At 62.8% G+C, this 20,878-nt stretch carries 24 protein-coding genes; 14 read left to right on the top strand and 10 right to left on the bottom strand.

Annotation, left to right across the window (positions count from 1 at the left end):
- Positions 1-139: 139 nt before the first annotated feature.
- From AAF563_00120 to AAF563_00105, 4 genes are all read left to right on the top strand, one after another.
- Entirely contained in the window at positions 140-640 is a 501-nt protein-coding gene (locus AAF563_00120) for a CarD family transcriptional regulator (GenBank protein MEM7119644.1), read from the top strand.
- Positions 641-695: 55 nt separating this feature from the next.
- On the top strand, positions 696-1,496 hold the full coding sequence (locus AAF563_00115) for a hypothetical protein (protein MEM7119643.1): 801 nt from the start codon (positions 696-698) through the stop codon (positions 1,494-1,496).
- 81 nt (positions 1,497-1,577) lie between these two features.
- A complete protein-coding gene (locus AAF563_00110; protein MEM7119642.1) occupies positions 1,578-2,456 on the top strand; it encodes a DMT family transporter in 879 nt (292 codons plus the stop codon).
- Between the two features lie 5 nt (positions 2,457-2,461).
- Positions 2,462-3,712, top strand: coding sequence for a Zn-dependent hydrolase (locus AAF563_00105; protein MEM7119641.1), 1,251 nt, complete (start codon positions 2,462-2,464; stop codon positions 3,710-3,712).
- A gap of 148 nt (positions 3,713-3,860) precedes the next feature.
- Here AAF563_00105 and AAF563_00100 read toward each other — a convergent pair whose 3' ends face one another.
- Together AAF563_00100 and AAF563_00095 are read right to left on the bottom strand one after the other, a co-directional pair.
- Entirely contained in the window at positions 3,861-5,330 is a 1,470-nt protein-coding gene (locus AAF563_00100) for a M48 family metalloprotease (GenBank protein MEM7119640.1), read from the bottom strand.
- Positions 5,327-6,118, bottom strand: coding sequence for a thermonuclease family protein (locus AAF563_00095; protein MEM7119639.1), 792 nt, complete (start codon positions 6,116-6,118; stop codon positions 5,327-5,329). Before AAF563_00095 ends, AAF563_00100 begins: the two co-directional genes overlap by 4 nt.
- A 147-nt stretch (positions 6,119-6,265) precedes the next feature.
- Here AAF563_00095 and AAF563_00090 point away from each other — a divergent pair, with 147 nt between their 5' ends.
- Both AAF563_00090 and nrtS read left to right on the top strand, forming a co-directional pair.
- Positions 6,266-6,763, top strand: coding sequence for an acyloxyacyl hydrolase (locus tag AAF563_00090; GenBank protein MEM7119638.1), 498 nt, complete (start codon positions 6,266-6,268; stop codon positions 6,761-6,763).
- Positions 6,760-6,999, top strand: a complete 240-nt coding sequence (gene nrtS, locus AAF563_00085) for a nitrate/nitrite transporter NrtS (GenBank protein MEM7119637.1) — start codon at positions 6,760-6,762, stop codon at positions 6,997-6,999. Before AAF563_00090 ends, nrtS begins: the two co-directional genes overlap by 4 nt.
- 28 nt (positions 7,000-7,027) lie before the next feature.
- Here the strand turns inward: nrtS and AAF563_00080 are convergent, their stop codons facing one another.
- Both AAF563_00080 and AAF563_00075 read right to left on the bottom strand, forming a co-directional pair.
- Positions 7,028-7,453 carry an acyl-CoA thioesterase gene (locus tag AAF563_00080; GenBank protein MEM7119636.1) on the bottom strand — a complete coding sequence of 142 codons (426 nt, stop codon included), beginning with the start codon at positions 7,451-7,453 and terminating at the stop codon, positions 7,028-7,030.
- 41 nt (positions 7,454-7,494) lie between these two features.
- Entirely contained in the window at positions 7,495-7,854 is a 360-nt protein-coding gene (locus AAF563_00075; GenBank protein MEM7119635.1) for a hypothetical protein, read from the bottom strand.
- 444 nt (positions 7,855-8,298) lie between these two features.
- Between AAF563_00075 and AAF563_00070 the strand changes: the two genes are divergently transcribed.
- Positions 8,299-9,714, top strand: coding sequence for an amidase (locus AAF563_00070; protein MEM7119634.1), 1,416 nt, complete (start codon positions 8,299-8,301; stop codon positions 9,712-9,714).
- A 16-nt stretch (positions 9,715-9,730) separates the two neighbouring features.
- Here the strand turns inward: AAF563_00070 and AAF563_00065 are convergent, their stop codons facing one another.
- Positions 9,731-11,146 (bottom strand): amidohydrolase family protein, encoded by a 1,416-nt coding sequence (locus AAF563_00065; protein ID MEM7119633.1) that lies wholly within the window; start codon positions 11,144-11,146, stop codon positions 9,731-9,733.
- Between the two features lie 172 nt (positions 11,147-11,318).
- Here AAF563_00065 and AAF563_00060 point away from each other — a divergent pair, with 172 nt between their 5' ends.
- From AAF563_00060 to AAF563_00040, 5 genes are all read left to right on the top strand, one after another.
- Positions 11,319-12,503, top strand: coding sequence for an agmatinase family protein (locus AAF563_00060; protein MEM7119632.1), 1,185 nt, complete (start codon positions 11,319-11,321; stop codon positions 12,501-12,503).
- 34 nt (positions 12,504-12,537) lie between these two features.
- Positions 12,538-12,747 carry a hypothetical protein gene (locus tag AAF563_00055; protein MEM7119631.1) on the top strand — a complete coding sequence of 70 codons (210 nt, stop codon included), beginning with the start codon at positions 12,538-12,540 and terminating at the stop codon, positions 12,745-12,747.
- A gap of 241 nt (positions 12,748-12,988) precedes the next feature.
- Positions 12,989-13,408 (top strand): DUF1801 domain-containing protein, encoded by a 420-nt coding sequence (locus AAF563_00050; protein ID MEM7119630.1) that lies wholly within the window; start codon positions 12,989-12,991, stop codon positions 13,406-13,408.
- A 55-nt stretch (positions 13,409-13,463) separates the two neighbouring features.
- A complete protein-coding gene (locus tag AAF563_00045) occupies positions 13,464-14,240 on the top strand; it encodes an SDR family NAD(P)-dependent oxidoreductase (GenBank protein MEM7119629.1) in 777 nt (258 codons plus the stop codon).
- Positions 14,237-14,683, top strand: coding sequence for a nuclear transport factor 2 family protein (locus AAF563_00040; GenBank protein MEM7119628.1), 447 nt, complete (start codon positions 14,237-14,239; stop codon positions 14,681-14,683). The genes AAF563_00045 and AAF563_00040 overlap by 4 nt, the downstream gene beginning before the upstream one ends.
- On the opposite strand, the gene AAF563_00035 is transcribed toward AAF563_00040, so the two are convergent.
- From AAF563_00035 to AAF563_00020, 4 genes are all read right to left on the bottom strand, one after another.
- The gene (locus AAF563_00035; protein MEM7119627.1) at positions 14,643-15,257 is read right to left on the bottom strand and encodes a DUF3833 domain-containing protein; all 615 of its coding nucleotides are present in this window, start codon (positions 15,255-15,257) and stop codon (positions 14,643-14,645) included. The genes AAF563_00040 and AAF563_00035 overlap by 41 nt on opposite strands.
- 67 nt (positions 15,258-15,324) lie before the next feature.
- Complete coding sequence (locus AAF563_00030; GenBank protein MEM7119626.1) at positions 15,325-16,533, bottom strand: cyclopropane-fatty-acyl-phospholipid synthase family protein; 1,209 nt, start codon at positions 16,531-16,533, stop codon at positions 15,325-15,327.
- A 14-nt stretch (positions 16,534-16,547) separates the two neighbouring features.
- Positions 16,548-17,369, bottom strand: a complete 822-nt coding sequence (locus AAF563_00025; GenBank protein MEM7119625.1) for a DUF1365 domain-containing protein — start codon at positions 17,367-17,369, stop codon at positions 16,548-16,550.
- A 7-nt stretch (positions 17,370-17,376) separates the two neighbouring features.
- A complete protein-coding gene (locus tag AAF563_00020) occupies positions 17,377-18,708 on the bottom strand; it encodes an FAD-dependent oxidoreductase (GenBank protein ID MEM7119624.1) in 1,332 nt (443 codons plus the stop codon).
- A gap of 298 nt (positions 18,709-19,006) precedes the next feature.
- On the opposite strand from AAF563_00020, the gene AAF563_00015 reads away from it, so the two are divergent.
- Entirely contained in the window at positions 19,007-19,609 is a 603-nt protein-coding gene (locus tag AAF563_00015) for a sigma-70 family RNA polymerase sigma factor (protein MEM7119623.1), read from the top strand.
- On the top strand, positions 19,606-20,262 hold the full coding sequence (locus AAF563_00010) for a ChrR family anti-sigma-E factor (protein MEM7119622.1): 657 nt from the start codon (positions 19,606-19,608) through the stop codon (positions 20,260-20,262). The genes AAF563_00015 and AAF563_00010 overlap by 4 nt, the downstream gene beginning before the upstream one ends.
- A gap of 38 nt (positions 20,263-20,300) precedes the next feature.
- Here the strand turns inward: AAF563_00010 and AAF563_00005 are convergent, their stop codons facing one another.
- Entirely contained in the window at positions 20,301-20,837 is a 537-nt protein-coding gene (locus AAF563_00005; GenBank protein MEM7119621.1) for an ABC transporter permease subunit, read from the bottom strand.
- Between the last annotated feature and the right edge of the window lie 41 nt (positions 20,838-20,878).

The raw sequence follows: 20,878 nt of genomic DNA, 5'->3' as shown, positions 1-20,878 counted from the left end.
GGCGCGGTTGGCGCCAGCAGTAGGATATCGAGCGTTCAGACGGTTGATCGGGCGCGAACTCGGGAGGTTCGCGCAACGACGAGTTCGCGAAAAGCGACCGGTGCATAACAAAACCATTGCGTGAACAGGTGAGAAACATATGCCATCCCAGGACATCAAACTAAGCGTTGGTGATTACGTGGTCTATCCGACTCACGGAGTCGGGCTCGTTCAGTCTCTTGAGGAGCAGACCATCGGCGAAGCCAAGCTCAACATGGTGGTCGTGAACTTCGAGCAGGAGAAGATGGTCCTGCGCGTTCCCGTCCACAAAATCGCGACGTCCGGCATGCGCAAGCTGTCGACAAAGGACGTCATGAAGAGCGCGTTGACGACCCTGAAGGGCCGCGCCCGCGTGCGCCGCACCATGTGGAGTCGGCGGGCCCAGGAGTACGAAGCCAAGATCAACTCCGGCGATCCCGTGTCGATCGCCGAAGTCGTGCGCGATCTGCACACCCGTGTCGGCCAGGCCGACCAGTCCTATAGCGAACGCCAGCTTTATGAAGCCGCGCTTGATCGTTTGTCGCGCGAGCTTGCGGCGGTCGAGGGCGTCGAGCCCGACCAGGCGACGACGAAGATCGAAAAGGTTCTCGAAGCCGCTTGATCTCCCGGTTACGCTGTCGCCCCGTCATCAGTAGCCGGCGGGGCGATGGCGTTTCATGCTGGACCGTACAAAATTTGGAACACTGACCGGCTGGAACCGGGTCTGGGCCGTGCCCGCCATTCATGGCGAGGCCGAGCGGCTGGCGCGCCTGCACCACCAGATCGCTCGCCATTTCCAGCCGCGCGACCGCCTGGTCTACCTTGGGAACTACCTGGGGTACGGCGCCGCTATCCGTGAAACGCTGGACGAACTGATTACATTCCGGCGCGAGGTCATGGCGGTGCCCGGCATGATGCCCCAGGACATCGTCTTCCTGCGCGGCGCCCAGGAGGAGATGTGGCAAAAGCTGCTGCAGCTCCAGTTGGCGCTGAGTCCACACGAAGTGTTGAACTGGATGATGCAGCGCGGAGTCGCCGAGACAGTCGCCGCCTATGGCGTCGACCCTGAGACGGGAATGACGGCGGCGCGCGCCGGCGCCGCGGCCCTGACCCGATGGACTACCGCTCTGCGCGATGTCCAGCGCAGCCATCCCGGCCATGGCGAACTGATGACCCAGCTTCGCCGCGCGGCGGTCACCGAGGAAGGCTCCATCCTGTTCGTCCATGCCGGGCTCGACCCGACGCGTCCGTTGGAGACTCAGCGCGACGCCTTCTGGTGGAACCCCGGCGGTTTCGCCGCCATCCAAGAACCGTTTGGCGGTTTCCGCATGGTTGTGCGCGGCTTCGATCCCGATGGCGGCGGCGTCATGCTGGGCGATCACACGATGACGCTTGATGCCGGCTGCGGTGGTGGCGGCCCGCTGTTCGCGGTCTGCCTCGACCGCGACGCCACCGTCGTTGAGCAGGTAGAGGCCTAGAGCAGATCGCACTCCATCTGAATCACTCGCGATCCGCTCTCCTGTTTCGCCGACGCTTTCGCGTTTGAGAGGTAGTCCACCGTGGCGGTAACCCGTGAAAACACCCTCTACGGTGCGCTGCTGGTCACCTTCGCCGGCTGCTGCTTTGCGTCTGCCGGTCTGTTTGTCCAACTGGCGTCGCGTCATGCCGGCGAGTTCCTTATCTCATTCGGCAGCCTTACTCTATGCGCGGTGATCGTGGTGCCGTTCGCGCTTGCGCGGGGGCGACGTTTCCTGGTTTCCCAGCATACTGGCCTGCTGATTGTCCGGTCGGTGATCGGCGTGATCCAGGTCGTGTCGCTGTTCGTGGCGCTGCAAACCATTTCGCTGGTCGACACGGTTCTCCTGCGCGACGCCGCACCGCTCTGGATTCCGGTTCTTCTTATGCTGTTCTGGAACCAGACGATGCCGAACAAACTTTGGATCGGCATCATCCTCGGTTTCGTCGGCATGGCGCTGGTGCTTCATCCCAGCTACACGACGTTCGAATCCGGCTATCTTTTCGCCATAGGCGCCGGCGTTTTGTTCGCCTTCCAAAGCATCTTGTCGCGCCGCATCGACGAGGTCGGCGAACCGCTTCTAAGGACGACCACCTACATCTTCATCACCGGCTCTGTCCTGATGGCCGTGCCCGCGGCCATGCAGTGGCAGCCCGTGCCAATCGAGACCCTCATCCATATCGCCTTAAGCGGGGTGTGTCTTTTGGCCTCCACGACCAGCCTGGTGTTCGCCTACAACTTCGCCCCGGCCTACGTTCTGGCGCCGTTCGGTTATTCGGCTGTCGTGTTTTCGGCCCTTCTCGACTGGTTGCTCTATGACCATGTGCCGACCGGCTGGACGGTACTGGGCGCGGTTTTGGTGGTTGCAGCCAGCCTTCTCATCATCAGGATGACCCGACGGCAAAAAACAACGAAAGGGTAGACGCCATGAACGCCAAGACCAACGAAGGCCTCGCCATCAATGCTGACCGCCTGTGGGCGAGCATCATGGAAATGGCGAAGATTGCCGCGACAGAAAAGGGCGGCAACTGCCGGCTGGCGCTTTCCGATGATGACAAGGAAGGCCGCGACCTCTTTGTGCGATGGTGCGAGGAGGCGGGCATGTCTTGCACCGTCGACAAGATGGGCAACATCTTTGCCCGCCGTCCTGGCCGCAATGGCGGCGCCAAGCCGGTCTCGACCGGCAGCCACCTGGACACCCAGCCGACCGGTGGGAAGTTTGACGGCGTTTATGGCGTGCTGGCGGGCCTTGAAGTCGTGCGCTGCCTGAACGACGCCGGTATCGAGACAGAGGCACCGATGGAGGTGATCTGCTGGACCAACGAGGAGGGCGCGCGGTTCGCGCCCGCCATGATCGGCTCCGGCGTCTTCGCCGGCGAGTTCGCGCTCGACTATGCCCATGCCCAGGAGGACGCCGACGGCAACACCATGGGCGGCGAGCTCGAGCGCATCGGCTACCTTGGGCCCGAGGATCCGGGCGGTCATGCGCTGGGCCACCACTTCGAGGCCCATATCGAGCAGGGCCCTATCCTGGAGGCGGAGAAGAGGCCGGTCGGTGTCGTCACCGGCGTCCAGGGCATCCGCTGGTACGATGTCGCTGTGCGGGGCATGGAGGCGCACGCCGGCCCGACGCCGATGACCATGCGCAAGGACGCGCTGGTGGCGAGCGCGGAGCTGATCACAAGGCTCGACGCCAACGCGCGCGCCGCCGGCCCCCATGGCCGTACCACGGTCAAGATCAACCACTGCAACCCCGAGCACACGCGCAACACGATTGCCGGCGAAGTCCTGATGTCGGTCGACATCCGCCACCCCGATGCCGAGGCGTTCGCGGGTCTCGACCGGGACATGCGCGCGACCGCCGAAGCGATCGCGGTCGAACGCGGTGTGACCATCGTCGTCGAGGAAATCTGGGTGTCGCCGCCGGTCGCCTTCGACACGGGCTGCGTCGACGCGGTCCGCGGCGCGGCCCGCCTGCTGGGCTATGACCACATGGACATGGTCTCAGGCGCCGGCCACGACGCCGTCTATGTCAGCCGGGTCGCGCCGACCGCCATGATCTTCGTACCGTGCGAGGGCGGCATCAGCCATAACGAGTCCGAGAACGCGACCAAGGACGATCTTGAGGCCGGTTGCAACGTCCTGCTGCACGCCATGTTGGAGCGTGCGTCGGCTTAGAGCAGTTCGCATCCTATCTGAATCGCCTGCGATCCAGATAGAGTGCGTGAAGCCGCTCTAACCATTTGATCGAGAGCGGATTCACGCGATTAGATAAGAGCCACTCAGTGGCTCTGACTAATCGCGATCCGCTCTGGGTTTTCTGCGCTCAGCTTTCGGTGACAATCTTGACCAGCATGCCCGGCTGAAGCTGGCTGTTCGACGTGATGCCGTTCAGAACCATGAAGCGCTCGCGCCGGAAGTCGTCGAAGGCCATGCGCTGGGCGAGGCTGTCGATGGTGTCGCCGCTGCGCACTTCGACGACGCTTAGACGAAGGGGCCTAAGCGCCGCCGCCTCGGCCTGGGACAGGCGCCGGAAGCTGCCCAGCATGCGCCGCATGGGCATTTCCAGGGCCGCGGCGTACTGCGCCGGACTGACGATCATGAAGCGGTAGACGGTGGTGGCGTCCCAGCGAAGCGCGACCAGCCGCAGAGTGATCGGGCCGCTGTTGCCCTGGACCTGCAGCCAGCCGGTCGCGGCTTCCATGCCGTCCATATCGATCTTTTCGAGGTCGTTGACCTCGCGCCCACGCGCCCATTGCTGGGTTAGATAGGTGGTCATGGGCACGTTCTGCTGGGCCTGGGCGCCGTCGAAACGCACGAACGCGCCGTCCTTGTTGAGCGCAAGCACGGCATCGGGCGAGTTCAGCATGCGGAAACCTTCCGGCACGACAAAGGTCATGCGCATGATCGGGTGTGAGAAGGTGCGTCCGCGGATGAAACCCTGTTCCGGGCTGTCGCCGAAGATCATGCCGTCAAGGCGTCTTAGATACTCGTCACGCCCGTTGACCCAGTTACCGCCGCCGCTGCCACTGACCGCCTGGGCCGCCGCGGCAACACGGTCGGGCGTGCGCGGGTGGGTCGAGAACCAGTCGATCTGCGCCTCGCCGTCCTGGAACATGAGCTGGCGCGACAGATTGCTGTTCTCGCCCAGGCTGTTCAGGAAGGTCGACATGGCGATCGGATCATAACCGGCCCGACTCATATAGCGGATGCCCAGTTGGTCGGCCTCGAACTCATGGGCGCGGCTATAGCCCTGGACCCAGGCGAGCGCGCCCAGGCCCGCCATTTCGGTCAATTGCGGGTCACCCACGACGGCACCCAGCGCCACAGCGCCGAGACCGGCGAGGGTCTGCTGGGTAACGCGCTGGGCGGAGTGGCGCGCCGTGACATGGCCGATCTCATGACCGACGACTCCCGCCAGCTCAGCCTCGCTGTTGGCCAGCGCCATCAGGCCGCGGGTGATGTAGACATAACCGCCGGGCAGCGCGAAGGCGTTTACCATGTCGCTGTCCAGCAGGGTGAACGTGAACGACTGCTGGGACAGCTCCGAAACGCTGTGCAGGCGCCCACCCAGCGTCGCGACATAAGCGTTTAGCTGCGGCATCTCCTGGTAGACGCCGAACTCGTTCAGGATCTTGGGGTGCTCCTGCTGGCCGACCCGAACCTCGTCGGACGGCGACATCAAGGTGAACTGCTGTTGGCCCGTCGCCGGGTTCGTGGTGCAGGCGGCAAGCGCGCCGGCGACGGCCAGGATGCCGGCCGCAAGTGTCAGGCGGCAGTGTTTCAGCAATGTCATTCCAAAACCTCGATCTGTTCGGGATGGCTGACACTGATCGACGGCCCGTTGTGCCAGTTGACCCATCCGCGCACCCGGATTCTTTGCCCAGCGAGCGAAGCCAGGTCAATCGTCTCGGTGTCGAACAGCCGGGCATCTTCCGGTGACACGGTGGCCGTCACATCGGACTTCCAGTCGTCGCCGAAGTTCAGAAAGACCCGCCCGTTGACCTCTGCGGCGTCGACAACGTGCCCTTCGACCAGTTCATAGCTATCGACCGGCACCGCGTCGGGATCGCCGGCTTCACGCACCGCATAGAACGACAGGGCCCAGATACCGGCGTCGAGCGCTCTGGCGTCCGCTTCGCGCGCCAGGAGCTCGGACGCCATGATGCGGTTGTCGGGGAAGCTGTAGACGCGCGCCAGGGCGATATCGACCATATGGCCCTGAAGCCACAGGCCGTCGTCGCGGTAGAGATGGGCGAGCCAGCGGCCGTGGCGGTCCATCTGGGTCTGGTCGAAGGCGAGTGTCACCTGGCGGTTGAGGACCGCCTCTTCCAGCGCTGCCTTGGCTTCGTGCGCCAGGGGCTGCTCCTCGAAGTCTTCGCGGCCCAGCGCCAGTTTCGGCGTTTGAATGTTGACCAGGCGCACCTGGCTGCCGTCATCCAGTATCACGGTATCGCCGTCGACCACCTCGACGACGATCGCCGTCGGACCTTCGTGAAGACGCGGATCGACCTGCGCCAATCCCTGGGAGGCGGCGAAAAGGACGAAAATCCCAACCAGGCTGCTCACCAACACCTGTTCCATGACCGCTATTCTATACGTCCTTGGGGCTTTGACGCCTACGCCCTTATCTGTAGGATGCGCCCGCTAGAGCGCGTTCGCCCGGGGTGATAAGGGTTTTCGGGGGAATTTGCGCGCTCGACGGGGGCAACGTCACGAAGGGGTAGGGGAATGCGGTTTTTGGCGGCCGTTTGTGCGCTCGCGATGGCAGCGGTATGGGCCGGGCCCGCCGATGCTGAGGACGACCCACCTTTCCTGGCGGTCTATGGCGGTGCGTCCGACATCTTTGACGATTACACAGCGGCCATGTTCGGCGTCGAGTATCGGTCGGACTTCAAAGACCTGATCTTGACCCCCATGGTGGGTGGTTTCGTGACGACCGATGGCTCGCTCTACGGCTATGGCGGCGTTTACGTGGACTTCTTCTTCGGCAAACGGGTGGTTTTCCGTCCCAGCTTTGCCGTCGGCGCCTATGAAGAGGGCAGCGGTAAGGATCTGGGCGGGGTCGTTGAGTTCCGTTCGGCCGTCGCGCTGGACTGGCGCTTTGATGACCGCTCCAGGCTGGGTATTGAATTCACCCATATCTCGAATGCCAGCATCTATGATCGCAATCCGGGCATGGAGACGCTGACGGTGAACTACTCCATCCCGCTGGACTCGCTTTACTGAGAGCCGACGACCAGACGTCCTTTTTCGCGATTGCCCGGTCGCGCGAGATCGTCGCGCGGTCGCTGAAGGTCGGGTTCGTGGTCGGCACCATGCTGGTCGTCATCAATCAGGGCGACATCATGGTCGAAGGCGATCCCATCAATTGGTTCAAGCTGTGCCTGACCTATTGCGTGCCCTATGGCGTCGCCACCTATGCTGGCGTGCGTGCCAAGCAGGAGGCTTCACGAGCCGCTTAGAGCAGATCGCGTCAAACGGCTCTGGCTCTCAGCCCTCATCGACCAGCAGCGCCTCAAAACAAGATCGGATATCGTCTGGAATGGGCGTTTTGGCCCGCGCTTCCAGATCGAAGTGGACGGTGGTCGTGGTCGCCGTGGCGACAGGATTGCCGCCATCACCGCGATACATGCGCGAGTGATAGGTTAGCGACGAGTTGCCGATTTTGCGCACGCCGCTTTCGATCACCACGGGATCGTTGACGATCATCTCGTCGATAAAGGCGAGATCCGCGCGCACGTCGACAAATCCGCGCTTGTCGGCGCGCAGACGCTCGTTGTTGTAACCGGCGCGGGTCAGCATGTGCCAGCCCGCCTGATCAAACATGGCGTAGTACTGCACCGTGTTCATGTGGCCCTGGTGGTCGCAGTTCCAGGCGGTCACCATGCCGCGATAGGTCTCTATGTAGCCGCTCATGGTGCGAGCTTGGCGCGCGGTGGCCCCCGGCGCAAGCGCGGCTATTCGGATTCCGGCGGCGTCTGGGCGGCGGGTCCGGCGATCCGCGCGATCGATGTCATCAGCGCTTCCTGGTTACCCTGGAGCAAGATGTCCTTGCGGCGCATCTCCTCGGCATGGCGTTCTCGCGTTTCGCTGAGTTCTTTCAGCAACCGCTCGACCTCGCCTTCCAAGCGTTCGAGTTGGCGGCGCAGGTCGCGCGCCCAAGCTTCGGCCAAGTCGTCATAGGCGGCGTTGGCCTGATCGAGTTCCGTGCGGCTCACCGTAGTGTTCGGGTTGGGTGATGGTGCTTCATCGACATTTTGTATAATACGTACAGTATGGTCGAGGTCGTCGCCTTCCTGATAGCCCTCCGCCGCCACGTCGGCTTCCGTCAGGAGTACCAGAACGCGACGTCCTTTTCGCCGTGCCTCAAGAGATCCGCGGCGTATACGCTGTCTTACAGCGCCCTCGCTAATCCCCAGTTGCGCGGCCGTATCCCTGACCGAAAGCTGATATCGAACCTGAGTGTCACTCATCCTAGTGTGCATTTGTATAGTACGTATTAAACGTACTATACAGCATTTGACGCGAGCCGCAAGAAGCTATTTTGCTGCCTGATCGCAGTGGCTTCGTATCGTGCTGCGGCGCGTTGCGTTCTTATGCTGAAGAGCAACGATTAGAATGATGCCGCTTGCATATATTTCTGATGGGACCGTACTGATCTGTTGCCTTGGAACCTGCGGAACAAGACAGGTGGTCGCCGCAGGTGGCAGGATGGACGCCTTACGAGCCGACCTTGACCATGCGGTTTCCCGGAGGACCCAGTGAACCTGTGTGACCTCGACCTCGTCGCCCTCGGCGAGCTTCTCGCGCGCGACGAGGCGAGTAGCCGGGAGGTCGTTGCCGCCCATATCGACCGTCTCGATGCGGTCGAGCCGGCGATCAACGGCATGGTGCAGCAACGGCCCGATTGGTCTCGCGGCATTGCGGCGGATCGAGACCAGGCGCCCTCCTCTGGACCTTTCTGGGGGCTACCCTATGCGGTCAAGGACTGCCTGGAAGTCGAGGGCTGGGTTACGACCTTCGGCACCATGGGCCATGCCGATCACGTCTCCGCCTGCAGCGCCACCGTCGTCAATCGGCTGGACGCGGCTGGCGGTGTCCTTCTGGGTCTGACCAACACGCCGGAGCTCGGCACCTCGATCGAGACCGATAACCTGATCTACGGACGCACGAACAACCCTATCGACCTCGCCCGGTCGCCGGGCGGCAGCACCGGCGGCGGCGCGGCGCTGGTCAAGGCCGGCGCCCTTCCTTTCGTTATCGGCAGCGATTTCGGCGGCGGCAGCCGCAACACCGCCAATTGCTGCGGCCTCGTCGCCCATCGTCCTTCGCTGGGCCGCGTGTCGGCGGCCGGCTACCTGTTCGGCTGTTCCGGCATGAAGGGACAGATGTGCCGCATCGCCCCGCTTGCGCGCAGCGTCCGGGATCTGGAACTGGTGTTTCAGGTCATCGGCGGCGCCGACCCGGACGATCCCAAAACTGACGGGGTCACTGGCCGTCAAGGCGCTCCGCGCGCGGACGGTGCCAGGATCGCCTTGGTAAGCGGCAGTCCGGTAGCGCCGCCAGAGCCGGAGATCGTCGAGGCGATCGAGGCCTTTGGCGCCGCGCTCGGGCCCAAATACCACGTCGAAATGCCGGATCTTCATGCCCTGTTCGCCGAAGGCGGCGACATCGCCTATAGCCTGTTCAGCGCCGATGCCGGCCACCTGCTGCGCCAGGCGGTCGAGGCCGCGACCGGTCTCGATGCCATGTCGCCTTCCATGGCGTTCTGGCTCGAAAGCGTCGGCAAGCTGGACGAGCGACCGGCCGGCGATTTCATTGTCCTGATGAGCCGCTGGGAGGCCTTCCGTCTGACGGTCAACCGGCTGTTCGAGACCTATGACTTTCTGGTCTGTCCGGCATCGCCGACGGTCGCGCCGCATCACGGCGAGACATTCGACGAAGCATACTTTTGGCGGGCGATAGCCTACACGACGCCGTTCTCGTTGACGGCATCACCGGTCCTGGTCGTGCCGGTCGGGATCGGCAGGGACGGTATGCCGTTCTGCGTTCAGATCGTCGCGCCGTCCTGGGCCGACGAAGATCTGCTCGCCTTCGGCCGCTCGCTCCAGGAAGGCGAGGGCGAGGCCCGCGCCCTGATCGAGCGCGCACTCGCTGTTCCGGTTCAGGTCGGCTGATAGACCGGCAAGGGCCTTAAGACGCCGCAGCGACCTTGGTGTTGTAGGTATCCCACAAACCGCCGGTGTCGAGGTGCCCGTAGGACTCGTCAAGATAGGCGCGCGAGGCCTCGAGACTGCGCGCAACAGCCTTGAGGTCGGCATCCAGCAAGACGCCATGGCGTTTCAGCACCCGCCCGGCGATGAGCACCGTATCGACGTCGCGACCATTGGCCTGCAGGACGGCGATCTGTTCGGGCTCGGCGCCGGACATCATGCCGACCCGCTCGCGCGACAGCAGGATGATGTCGGCCTGCTTGCCGGGCGTCAGGCTGCCGATCCTGTCATCCAGGCGCAGCGACCGAGCGCCGCCCATGGTGGCGATCTCCAGCATGTCGCGGCTCGTGAGCGCCACATCCGTCGGCGCGATGCCCTGCTCATCTAACAGCCGCGCCCTGGAGCCGCGCCCGACTTTGAGCGTCATCTGCATGTGGCGAAACATGTCGCCCGCCAGACTACCGACCGAATCGGCGCCCAGGCTCACCGACACGCCATGCTGAAGGGCGCGCCACGTGACGGGGTCGGCGCCCTGGCCAAGCTCGCTTTCGACTGACACCACGATCTTGACGCCCGTGGCCGCCAACGTATCGAGCTCCTCGTCGGTGAAGCTCTGACCGTGGGAAAACAGAATGTCCGGTCCCAGAAGGTCATGGTCCCGCAGGTTATCGACAAGGGTCGCGCCCTTGCCCAGCGCACCGGATCCCGCATGGGTGGTCACCGTGCGCACGCCAAGCTCGCGGGCGAGCCCCAGATCGTGCTCCGCACAGGCAAAGGGCAGGAACTCCAGATTGCGGGCGGTCATGCCCATGGTGATGAGGCCGTCGTCGCTGGACAGGCGGCCGTTGCGCAGGCGCAGCGCCTCGTCGCGATGCCAGGGCAGCGTGGGCGACAGCGACTCGGCACCGGCGGTGCCCTCCAAATCGGGCGGCCCTTCAAGACCATAGGCGAAGACCGCGCGCAGGCCGCTCTTCTCGAGGGCGTCCAGACTGGCATCGGCAAGGCTTTCGCGGACGCTGCAATCGTGGAAGTCCAAGACCGTGGTGACGCCGGCATCGATGGCGTCCAGCGCGCCGGCATAGGCTGCGATGTGGCTGTCTTCTGGCCGGTAGAGCGGCCGGCGGCCCCAGAACGTCTCGACCAGATAGCTCGACCACGTGCCGTCGGAGATAAAGCCGCGCAGCAGTGTCATCCAAAGATGCCGGTGGCAACAAACCAGGCCCGGCATGGCGATCATGCCGCTGGCATCGATTGGCTCGGCATCTTCGACATCCAGCTCGGTCTCGATCGCGGCAATGTGGTCATCGTCGATCAGGATGTCGGCGTCTCGCTGGGTGCCGATCTCCGGGTCGACGGAGATGACACAGGCGTTCCGGATGATACGTCTCGCGCCCATGGTGCCCCCCGTAATTCGCTGCTGCGCCTGTTCCCGAGAACCTAGTCGACGTAAACGCCGCACGCTACGTCATCCACCTTCAATGTATGGCATCGACCATATGGCGATTGATGCGGGCGCCGCCAGCCACTAGCGTGCGGGGGCAAGGCAAAAAACGTCACGGGGGAGAAACATGCCTGATCCGAAGTCGGGGGAGTTGCGCGGCAACCGGAACCTGAAGCGTTTGGGCAAGATCTCCCAGACCAAACAAGAAGAAGAGATCGCCAGGACCCTGGAACTGGGGCTGGAGGCCGCGGACTCGATCCACGACCGGACGATCTCGCTGTTCAGCCGCGGCCACCTGCCGGCCTTTGCCGGGATCAATACCTTCATGAAGTCGACTTACTGCGAGGACATCAAGAAGGTCGGCGACTATGAGGCGGCCTTTGTCGGCGTGCCCTTCGATACCGGCACGACCTATCGCCCGGGGACGCGCTTCGGGCCCCAGGCGGTCCGGCGCATCTCGGCGGTCTATGACGGTTATTCGGTCGACGGCGGTGTCGACCTGCCCGAAGAGCTCGACATGTGCGATGCCGGCGACATCTTCGTCATCCCCGGCAATATCGAGAAGACGTTCGATCAGGTGAGCCTCGCGGTTTCCCATGTCTATACGTCGGGCGCCTTTCCGATCCTGGTCGGCGGTGACCATTCGCTGGGCTATCCGAACGTGCGCGGCATCGCGCCTCATATCGACGGCAATGTCGGCATCATCCATTTCGACCGTCACATCGACATGGCCGACATGGATATGGACGAGCGCATGCACACGACACCCTGGTACTGGACATCCCACGGCCATGAGAGCGTCGACAGGAGCTCTTCGCACCACGCTCATACCCACATGCACGATGTCGGACTTGCCAACTGTCCGCCGAAGAACCTGGTTCAGATCGGCATCGGCGGCTGGTATGGCTCGCGCCGCGGCTCGGAAGTCGCCAACGAGCGCGGCACCAGCGTCATGACCATGACCGATGTCGAAGAGCTCGGTACCAAGAAGGCTGCCGAGATGGCCTTGGAGCTTGCCTGGAAAGACGCCAAGGCGGTCTATCTCTCGTTCGATATCGACTCCATCGATCCCGGTTTCGCGCCGGGCACCGGCACGCCGGAACCCGGCGGCTTTATGCCGCGTGAGGCGCTTGAGATGGTCCGCCTGATCGCGCGCGAAGGTCTGTGCGGCATGGAGGTGGTCGAGGTCTCGCCACCCTACGACGTCAACGACAACACCGCGCAGCTCGCCTGCCGCGTGATCCTGGATACCCTCGGCACCATGGTCGTCGAGGGCAAGATCGGCCACCGCGACCGCGTGATGTCCGACTAACGCCAACCCACCAACCCCAGAAAGGAAGAACTCGATGACGCTTTTCACCCGTTCGATCGCCGCCTCCCTGGCTACGGTTCTGCCGGGCCTGTTCGCCCTCTCCGCCCACGCCCACGATGCGGCGGGCGCACCCCATTGGCACTTTGGCGATGCCGTCATCGAAGCGTTGCCCCTGATCGCTGCCGCCATCGGCCTGGCGGCTCTCGTCGCCTTTGTGATCAAGCGCGGACGTGATCGCCGCTGACATCAGGCTCTAATGGCGCGCACCCCCTTGGATGTGGCCCAAGGGGGTGCGCAGCCTGCACCTGTGCGAGAGCGGATCATGATTACTGGGAACCGTTTGACGGTTCCACCTGATCATGTGAATCCGTTCTCTATCTATGCGTAGAGCAGTTTCACCTGTCTTGATGTCATCGCGAAGCGATTCCATCAAAACAGGATCTGCTCTAGGGTGACGACGCCGAACGAGCGACGTCGCGATGGCCATGGCACCTCAAATCGAACAATCTGTCTGCGCCGCCTTTGACGCGGCGCCGACGGCCTTGCGTCTGCGCATGTTGGCCCTGCGCGATCTTATCTTCGAGACGGCTGACGCCATGGATGGCGTTGGGCCATTGACGGAGACACTGAAATGGGGCGAGCCGGCCTATCTGACCGAGGCATCGAAAAGCGGTAGCACGATCCGGATCGGCTGGAAGAAGGCTTCACCGACGCGCTACGCCCTCTACTTCAACTGCAATACCAGCCTGATTGAAACGTTCCGCGCCCAGTTTGGCGATGATCTGACGTTCGAGGGCAATCGCGCCATCGTCTTCGACAAGAACGATGCCCTGCCGAGCGCGATGGTGGCGTCGTGCATTGCATCGGCGCTGACCTATCACCGCGACAAGAAAGCGGCATCCTGACGCGGCCTGCCGCCATGGCCGATCCAACGGTGCAACCACGACGTAAACGGCGATCATGACGGTTGAACAAACGGGACAACCATGCGCCTGGATCACAGGCGCCAGTTCGGGTCTGGGCGCGGCTCTGGCGCGGCGCATGGCGGAGGACGGCTGGCACGTCGCTGTGTCCGCACGCCGCGCCGCCGCGCTGGCTGAGGTGGTGGACCAGTCGGCGGGGTTGAAGGGTGACATCCATGCCTATCCGCTCGACGTCACGGATCGCGCCGCCGTGGCGGCGACCGTCGCGTCGATCGAGCGTGACTTCGGTCAGATCGATCAGGCGGTCCTGAACGCCGGCACACATGAACCGGTTGCGGCCGCATCCTTAGATGCCGGGACGTTTCGAACGCTCATCGATCTCAACTTGATGGGCACTGTCCATTGTCTGGAGGCGGTGTTACCCCAGATGATCGCGCGCCACGGCGGTTCGATCGCCATCGTTGCGTCGGTCGCCGGTTATCATGGCCTGCCCAGCGCCGCGGCCTATGGCATGACCAAGGCGGGCCTGATCAATCTCGCGCAGTCCTTGAAGCCGGAACTGGACGGCTACGGTGTCCATATGCAGATCGTTAATCCTGGTTTCGTGCGCACGCCGTTGACTGACAAGAACACCTTCCCGATGCCGTTTCTGATGGAGCCTGACAAGGCCGCCGAAGCGTTCTATCGGGGGCTTCGCTCCACCCGTTTCGAGATCATCTTCCCCCGCCGGCTGGCTTGCTTGTTGAAGCTTCTCGACATGTTACCGCCGCGGCTCGCCTTTGCGGTGACGCGACGCTTGGTGCGTGCGACGTGATCGACGAAACAAAGCTGGAAGAAGCGGTTGCCGCCTATTGCAGTTTCTTCGAGACGTTGAAGCCGGAGACGCTTCAATGTCTCGATATGCTCTGCCATCCCAATGTGCGGTTTCGCGACCCCTTCAACGATGTTGTGGGGGTCGCCAGCTTTCGCGCCGCGCTTGGACGGATGTTCGAGGATACGCGCGAACCCGCGTTCGTCATTACCGACCGGGCGATCTCGCACCGCACGGTCTATCTGCGCTGGACGTTTTCGTTCCGCTCAAAGAAGACGGGCGCACCCTGGACAATCGATGGCATGAGCGAAGTGCACTTTGACGACACAGACCGCGTTACCCAACATCTCGATCACTGGGATTCAGGCAGCCAGTTTTACGGACGCCTGCCGGTCCTGCGACACGTCATAGGCATGATACGCCGCCGCCTTGCCCTGAAGGATTGACGATTGTTTCCATCGCTTCGGCGCCGTCACCAGCGGTCGACAGGTCAGCCGCCTGCTTGACGAAGACCAGCACAACCTCGCCCAGTCTGAAGCCAAACTTTGTAACGTCGGCGCGGTTGATCAACACGCCATCGGATTGCAGAAACAGCCAGTCGTCAAAGGTAACGTGCCAGGTTCGCGTTCCCACATTGAGCGCGAAGCGATAACGCCAGTTTAGCGTATTGGCGTGTGCGCGACCGCTTGCCGCGCCGATTACGCCGTCGGCGCGGCCGCTATAGGTGCCATCGCCGATCTTCTCGATCGTCCAGATCCGCCGCTCTTTTTCACCGTCGTCGTAGACGAAATCCTCAACCAGCGTCAGCGTCTCATCATCCCACGTACCGTCGATGGAGACGTTGAATTGCCGGCGCACGACGCCAAAGCGGTCGCGAAACAACCCCCACGCTGTTGTCCGGCCGGCAAAGTACTCTTCAATCAGAAGTGGCGGCCAGTGTGCGGTGTTGTTCTTGTTGTTCATTGGGCGAAGGACCGGCAAAGACGTCGGCGTTGTTTCCAGCACAGCATATGAAGTCATACGGGTCGCACCTGTTAGACGATCACTCATCGGGTTAGGGCTCTCACAGGCTACTGGTTCGTGAGCCTCAGTCGCGCGACAGGGCGGTCTGCAGCACGTCGATCCGTCCGATGTTGAAGCCTGCCTCGCAGTAGATCAGATAGTACTGCCACATGCGCCGGAACCGTTCGTCGAAACCAAGCGTTTGGATCTGTGGCCAGGCGGTGTCGAATGCACGCCGCCAATACGCCAGCGTTCGAGCGTAGTCGGGACCAAACCTCTCTGTCTCCACGCGCGTCAGGCCGGCTTGCTCGGCCTCGGCGTGAAGCCGCGTTGGGGAAGGCAGCATGCCGCCGGGAAAGATGTACTGCTGGATGAAGTCGACGCTGCGCCGATAGGACTCGAAATACGCTTCATCGATAGTAATCGACTGCAGCGCCGCACGACCGCCGGGGCGCAGCCGGTTGCGCAGCGTTTGGAAATACGCCGGCCAATAGGTTTCGCCAACCGCTTCGACCATCTCGATCGAGACGATACCGTCATAGGTGCCGTCGGTGTCGCGATAATCCTGCAAGCGCAGGTCGACCTTGTCGTTCAGCCCCTCGTTGTGCAGGCGTTCGGCGGCAAAGGCATACTGGGCCGGTGAAATGGTAATCGCGGTAACCCGACAACCTATGTTGCGCGCTGCCCAGCTGCAGAATCCGCCCCAGCCACAGCCGATTTCCAACACACTATCGTCGGTGCCAATCCGCGCAAGGCGTGCGATGTTGCGGTACTTGTTGTCCTGGGCGTCCGCGATCGATTGGTCGGGGTGATCGAACATCGCCGATGAGTAGGTCATCGAACGATCGAGCCATTGGGCGTAGAAGTCGTTACCGAGATCATAATGATGGGCAATGTTGCGCCGTGCGCCACGCCGCGAGTTCGGCCGCAGTTTGTGCGCCACGCGCTTCAGCACGCGCGTCCAGCGCTGTTTGTCGAGAGCGCCGAGCAAGGCGGCCTGGTTCTTGATCATGAGGTCGACAAGTGCCGCGAGGTCCGGCGTGTCGACATCGCCGTCCATGTAGGCTTCGGCGAAACCCATCGTGCCGCCGAACAGCAGGCGGCGATAGGCACGGGGATGGTCAATCTGCAAGGCCGCGGTCGGACCAGGCTTTGGGCCTTTGAACAGCCGATCGACGCCATAGGGCAGGGTGATGACCAGTTCCCCGGCTTCGATACGTTCGGCCATGGCGAGCACCACACGCTCAGCGAGGCCGCTACCGGTGTTGGTGCCGTAGTCGATTTGGGTTGCCATGATTGTCTTCTATCTCATTCCGCGGCCTGGCCGAACCGCGGCACGACATGGGTAACGGCATCGGCCGGCGCGTCGGGACGGGGTTCCACGACCGCGCCCTTGCGCCACAGGCGGAAGGCATGCCAGTGGATGGCGGCGATAACCTTCAGCGTCATCAGCGGATAACTGATAAAGGCACGGATGAGCGAACGGTCACGCAGGGTCACGCATGTGCCGGTCTGGGCGGCGAGCAGCAATTCGCCGTCATCGGTCCACTGCCGGATCAGGACAGACAGACGTTCACCCGGCTCGGTCAGGCGAAAGTGATAGGTCGCGTTCATGGTGATGAACGGTGAGACATAAAACCGTTTGGCGCATGACTGGCGAACCGTCTTGCCCACCGTATGACCGGCGTCGACGGGGATCAGATAGCTGTGCCGTTCGCCAAACGTGTTGGAGACTTCGTAAAGAACGGCCTTCAATCGCCCGCTGCTGTGATGGCAAAACCAGATCGTCAGCGGATTGAAGACGTAGCCAAGTATGCGCGGGAAACACAGAAGGCGCACCGGCCCGCCGTCGAGATCAATGCCGGCGTCGTTAAGTTGCGTATCGAGCCATGGTCTAAGCGCGCTGCCGTCGCGCGGCCCGTGATCCCTGTCCATGAAGCTGAAGATGTTCCACCGGTTGTGCGAGAAGAGACGCAGGCGCCGGGACAAGCGGGGCAGGGCATCGAGGTCGATAAACAGCGAGAAGATGCGAAAGTCCAAGCGGTGGCGGAACGGTATCAGCCGCTTGTGCATGACACGCCCGAAGTAAAGGCAGGACGGTTCTTTCTTCTTGGTGACGACAGCTGCCATCGCTCTGCTATTCCGCGGCCATCGCCGGTGTCGCGGGCATGACGGCTCGCCAGGCAGGGCTCATGGGTGTCACGTCGTTGGCCCAGGGCGGCGTCACGCCGAACGCCTCGGCGACCGCAATGCCGGCCTGAAGGCCGTCCTCGTGAAAACCATAACCGCAATAGCTGCCGCAGAACCAGATGCGATCGTAACCCTGGATGGTCGGCAGTTCGTGCTGCGCGTCGAGCGCCGCCTTGTCGAATTGCGGGTGATGATATGTGAACGCGGCATGGGTCAGATCGCGCGACGGTTGGCGCTCCGGGTTAAGCGTAACGAACACGTCGTGGTTCGTTGGCAGCCGTTGCAATCGGTTCATCCAATAGCTGACCGACACCTGGTCGAGATCATCGAGACAGCCGTCGCTCATATAGTTCCAGCTTGACCAGGCGCGGCGGCGGCGCGGCATCAAAGCAGTATCGCTGTGCATGACGGCGTCGTTTTCTTGATATCGGAAGGCGCCGAGGATCCGGCGTTCCGCGTCACTGGCGCCGTCGCCGAGCATGGCGAGCGCCTGGTTCGCATGGGCCGCGACGACAACCTCGTCAAAACGCTGTTCGTGACCGGTATTGTCACGCACGAAAACACCGGCCGGTGTGCGCCGCAGCGCGGTGACCGGTGTCGCCAGGTGAACGTTGTCGCGGAACGGCGCGGCGAGCGCGTCCACATAGTTGCGGCTTCCGCCCAGGACGCTGCGCCATTGCGGCCTCTCGCCCAGACTGAACAGGCCGTGGTTTTCGAAGAACTGCACAAAGGTGCGGGCCGGAAAGTCCAGGATGTCGGTGAGCTTGGACGACCAGATGGCGGCCGCCATCGGCAGGATGTGGCGGCGCGCCAGGAGATCTGAATAGCCGCCCTGACGAAGCAGGTCGCCAAGCGTCATGGCGTCGAGATCGTGGCGGGCGGCGAAGCTGGGCGCGCTCCGGTAGAACCGAAGGAGATCGCGTACCAGTTGCCAGAATGTGGGGCGCAGGACGTTACTTGGCTGCGCGAAGAGCCCTCGGCTGCTGCCGGCGTATTCGAACCTGCCGCCATTCAACGAGATGGCGAACGACATGTTACTGGCCACCGTTGCCACATCGAGTGCATCGAACAGGCGGGTCAGATGCGGATAGTTGTGCTCGTTATAGACAATGAAGCCGGCGTCGACCGGGACTGTCTCGCCATGGAGTGCGACATCGACCGTATTGGCGTGGCCGCCAAGCCGCCCGGCGCCCTCATAGAGGCTGACGTCGTGCCGGCGGCACAAAAGCCAGGCCGCGCTGAGGCCGGCGATACCGCCACCGATAACCGCAATCTTCATGAAGAGTCGTTCCTCGGGCCGATTTTGGGCCCAGCAACCGGACCTTCTTGATCTCGAAGGCGCCGGGCGTTCCGCAATGGTTTGTTCGGTTGCGTATACGCCATCCCCGGGATGCCGGATCAGCCCGTGTCCGCCAGTCAGTTACCCGTATTGACCGAACTTGCGTCCAGGCTCATTGACCGGTGATCCGCTGGCTGACTGGCAGCGTAGGTAGGCCTGTAAATGTGGGAGGAAAACTGTGCAAAGTGCACTTGCGGTTGAGTCAGCGGCAGCTTTGCCCGCGCGAAAGGCGACATTGGTGCTGGGAACGGTGCTGATGAAGGAAAAACGTCCGTTGCCGACCGCTGAGGCCGAGGTTCAGCCGACGCCCGAAGAACTTATGCACGCAATCGCCGTGCGCCGCGACCGGACTGCTTTTGTTGAGCTCTACCGGCAGTTGGGACCGCGGGTGAAGGCGTTTTTGATGCGGCAGGGCGCCGACAAGGAATCGGCCGAAGACGTCACCCAGGAGGTCATGCTGACGGTCTGGCGGCGTGCCGAACAATATGACCGCAGCAAGGCGGCGGTCAGCACCTGGGTGTTTACGATCGCGCGTAACCGTCGCATCGATAGCCTTAGAAGGACACGTCGGCCAGAGATTGACCCAGAAGATCCGGCGCTGCTGCCCGAACCGGCACGGGCTGCAGATGACGTGGTGGACTTGGCGGAGCAGGGCCGTCTGTTGCACGCTGCTGTCGCCGAATTGCCGGAAGAGCAAGAACGACTGCTGCGCATGGCCTATTTCGAGGACAAATCGCACAGCATGATCGCTGAAGAGCTAGAGCTGCCCCTTGGTACCGTAAAGTCGCGTTTGCGCTTGGCTATGGCTAAACTGCGTCACGCGCTGGAGACCCCCGCATGAACCCGAAACATCATCCTGGCGACGATCTTCTCATGGCCTATGCGGCTGGCTCGTTGGACGAGCCGCTAGCCCTGGTCATTGCAACCCACCTGGCGCTATGCCCGCGCTGCCGCGCCGAAGTGAAGCGTATGGAAGCCCTGGGCGGCGTTATGCTTGAACAGCAGGACGCCGCACCCCTGGACGAAGGCGGCATCGACCGCATTCTCGCGCGTCTTGACGAACCCGAAGACGATGCGCCGCAGGCCGCGCCTGAAACCGACGGCGATATCGACATCCGCGTGCCGCGCCCGCTGCGTGACTATTTGAACGGCGACATCGAACAGCTCGATTGGAAGTCGTTCCGGGGATTGCAGAAGGTTGAGCTGCTGACGGAAGCCGAGGGTTTTCACACCCGACTGATGCGGATCAAGCCCGGCACCGCGATGCCGTCGCATACCCACGAGGGTACCGAGCTGACCTTGGTGCTTGCCGGCGGCTTCAGCGATGAGACCGGACATTTCGTGCGCGGCGACGTCGCCGAATGCGACGCCTCTGTCGAACATCGGCCGATTGCGGACGAGGGCGAAGACTGCATCTGCCTAGCGGTGACCGACGCGCCGCTGCGCCTGACCGGCCCGGTCGGACGGATGCTCAATCCGTTCCTGGATATCTAGCCGGGTTCGTCGCTAGCTCGGCTGGGACTGGCTACGCGCTAGGCGATACCCAGCTGCTTCTTGCGGTTTGCCGACCACTCGGTGATCAGGCGGTCAACCGCCAGACCCATGAAGGCGACACACAGCCCGAGCACGATGCCCTTGCCGGCATCGGCGAAGGTCAGCGCACGGAAGATCTCCTGGCCTAAGTCCGTCGTACCGATGAAGGCGGCGATGATGACCATGAAGAGCGAGAACATGATCGTCTGGTTGATGCCCAGCATGATCTCCGGGATCGCCAGCGGCATGCGCACCTTCCACAGGATTTGGAACGGTGTGCAGCCCGACACGATGGCGGCCTCGATGGTTTCCGACGGAACGTTCCTCAGACCAAACGTCGTGTAGCGCACGATCGGGATGCTGGCATAGATGACGATCGCCGCAATGGCGGCGACGTCGCCGACCTTGAACAGCATGATCACGGGGATCAGGTAGATGAAGGACGGGAAGGTCTGGAAGGTGTCGCAGACCAGCTGGATGAAACGCGAGCGCCACACCGTGATCATGCTGTTCAAGGTCGGCGATGTCGCGGCGATCGCGGCGATCGTTATCTATGCCAGCATTCCGATCGTGCGCT

This window comes from Pseudomonadota bacterium, assembly GCA_039028155.1.
Classification (GTDB): Bacteria; Pseudomonadota; Alphaproteobacteria; order SP197; family SP197; genus JANQGO01.
Note: the sequence above shows the minus strand (reverse complement) of the source record. Positions and strands in the feature narration are given on the sequence as shown.

Excerpts from the sequence above, each read along its gene's own strand:
- AAF563_00120 (MEM7119644.1), top strand. The coding sequence starts at position 140 with ATGCCATCCCAGGACATCAAACTAAGCGTTGGTGATTACGTGGTCTAT.
- AAF563_00115 (MEM7119643.1), top strand. The coding sequence starts at position 696 with ATGCTGGACCGTACAAAATTTGGAACACTGACCGGCTGGAACCGGGTC.
- AAF563_00105 (MEM7119641.1), top strand. The coding sequence starts at position 2,462 with ATGAACGCCAAGACCAACGAAGGCCTCGCCATCAATGCTGACCGCCTG.
- AAF563_00100 (MEM7119640.1), bottom strand. The coding sequence starts at position 5,330 with ATGACATTGCTGAAACACTGCCGCCTGACACTTGCGGCCGGCATCCTG.
- AAF563_00095 (MEM7119639.1), bottom strand. The coding sequence starts at position 6,118 with ATGGAACAGGTGTTGGTGAGCAGCCTGGTTGGGATTTTCGTCCTTTTC.
- AAF563_00090 (MEM7119638.1), top strand. The coding sequence starts at position 6,266 with ATGCGGTTTTTGGCGGCCGTTTGTGCGCTCGCGATGGCAGCGGTATGG.
- AAF563_00080 (MEM7119636.1), bottom strand. The coding sequence starts at position 7,453 with ATGAGCGGCTACATAGAGACCTATCGCGGCATGGTGACCGCCTGGAAC.
- AAF563_00065 (MEM7119633.1), bottom strand. The coding sequence starts at position 11,146 with ATGGGCGCGAGACGTATCATCCGGAACGCCTGTGTCATCTCCGTCGAC.
- AAF563_00060 (MEM7119632.1), top strand. The coding sequence starts at position 11,319 with ATGCCTGATCCGAAGTCGGGGGAGTTGCGCGGCAACCGGAACCTGAAG.
- AAF563_00055 (MEM7119631.1), top strand. The coding sequence starts at position 12,538 with ATGACGCTTTTCACCCGTTCGATCGCCGCCTCCCTGGCTACGGTTCTG.
- AAF563_00050 (MEM7119630.1), top strand. The coding sequence starts at position 12,989 with ATGGCACCTCAAATCGAACAATCTGTCTGCGCCGCCTTTGACGCGGCG.
- AAF563_00045 (MEM7119629.1), top strand. The coding sequence starts at position 13,464 with ATGACGGTTGAACAAACGGGACAACCATGCGCCTGGATCACAGGCGCC.
- AAF563_00035 (MEM7119627.1), bottom strand. The coding sequence starts at position 15,257 with ATGACTTCATATGCTGTGCTGGAAACAACGCCGACGTCTTTGCCGGTC.
- AAF563_00030 (MEM7119626.1), bottom strand. The coding sequence starts at position 16,533 with ATGGCAACCCAAATCGACTACGGCACCAACACCGGTAGCGGCCTCGCT.
- AAF563_00025 (MEM7119625.1), bottom strand. The coding sequence starts at position 17,369 with ATGGCAGCTGTCGTCACCAAGAAGAAAGAACCGTCCTGCCTTTACTTC.
- AAF563_00020 (MEM7119624.1), bottom strand. The coding sequence starts at position 18,708 with ATGAAGATTGCGGTTATCGGTGGCGGTATCGCCGGCCTCAGCGCGGCC.
- AAF563_00010 (MEM7119622.1), top strand. The coding sequence starts at position 19,606 with ATGAACCCGAAACATCATCCTGGCGACGATCTTCTCATGGCCTATGCG.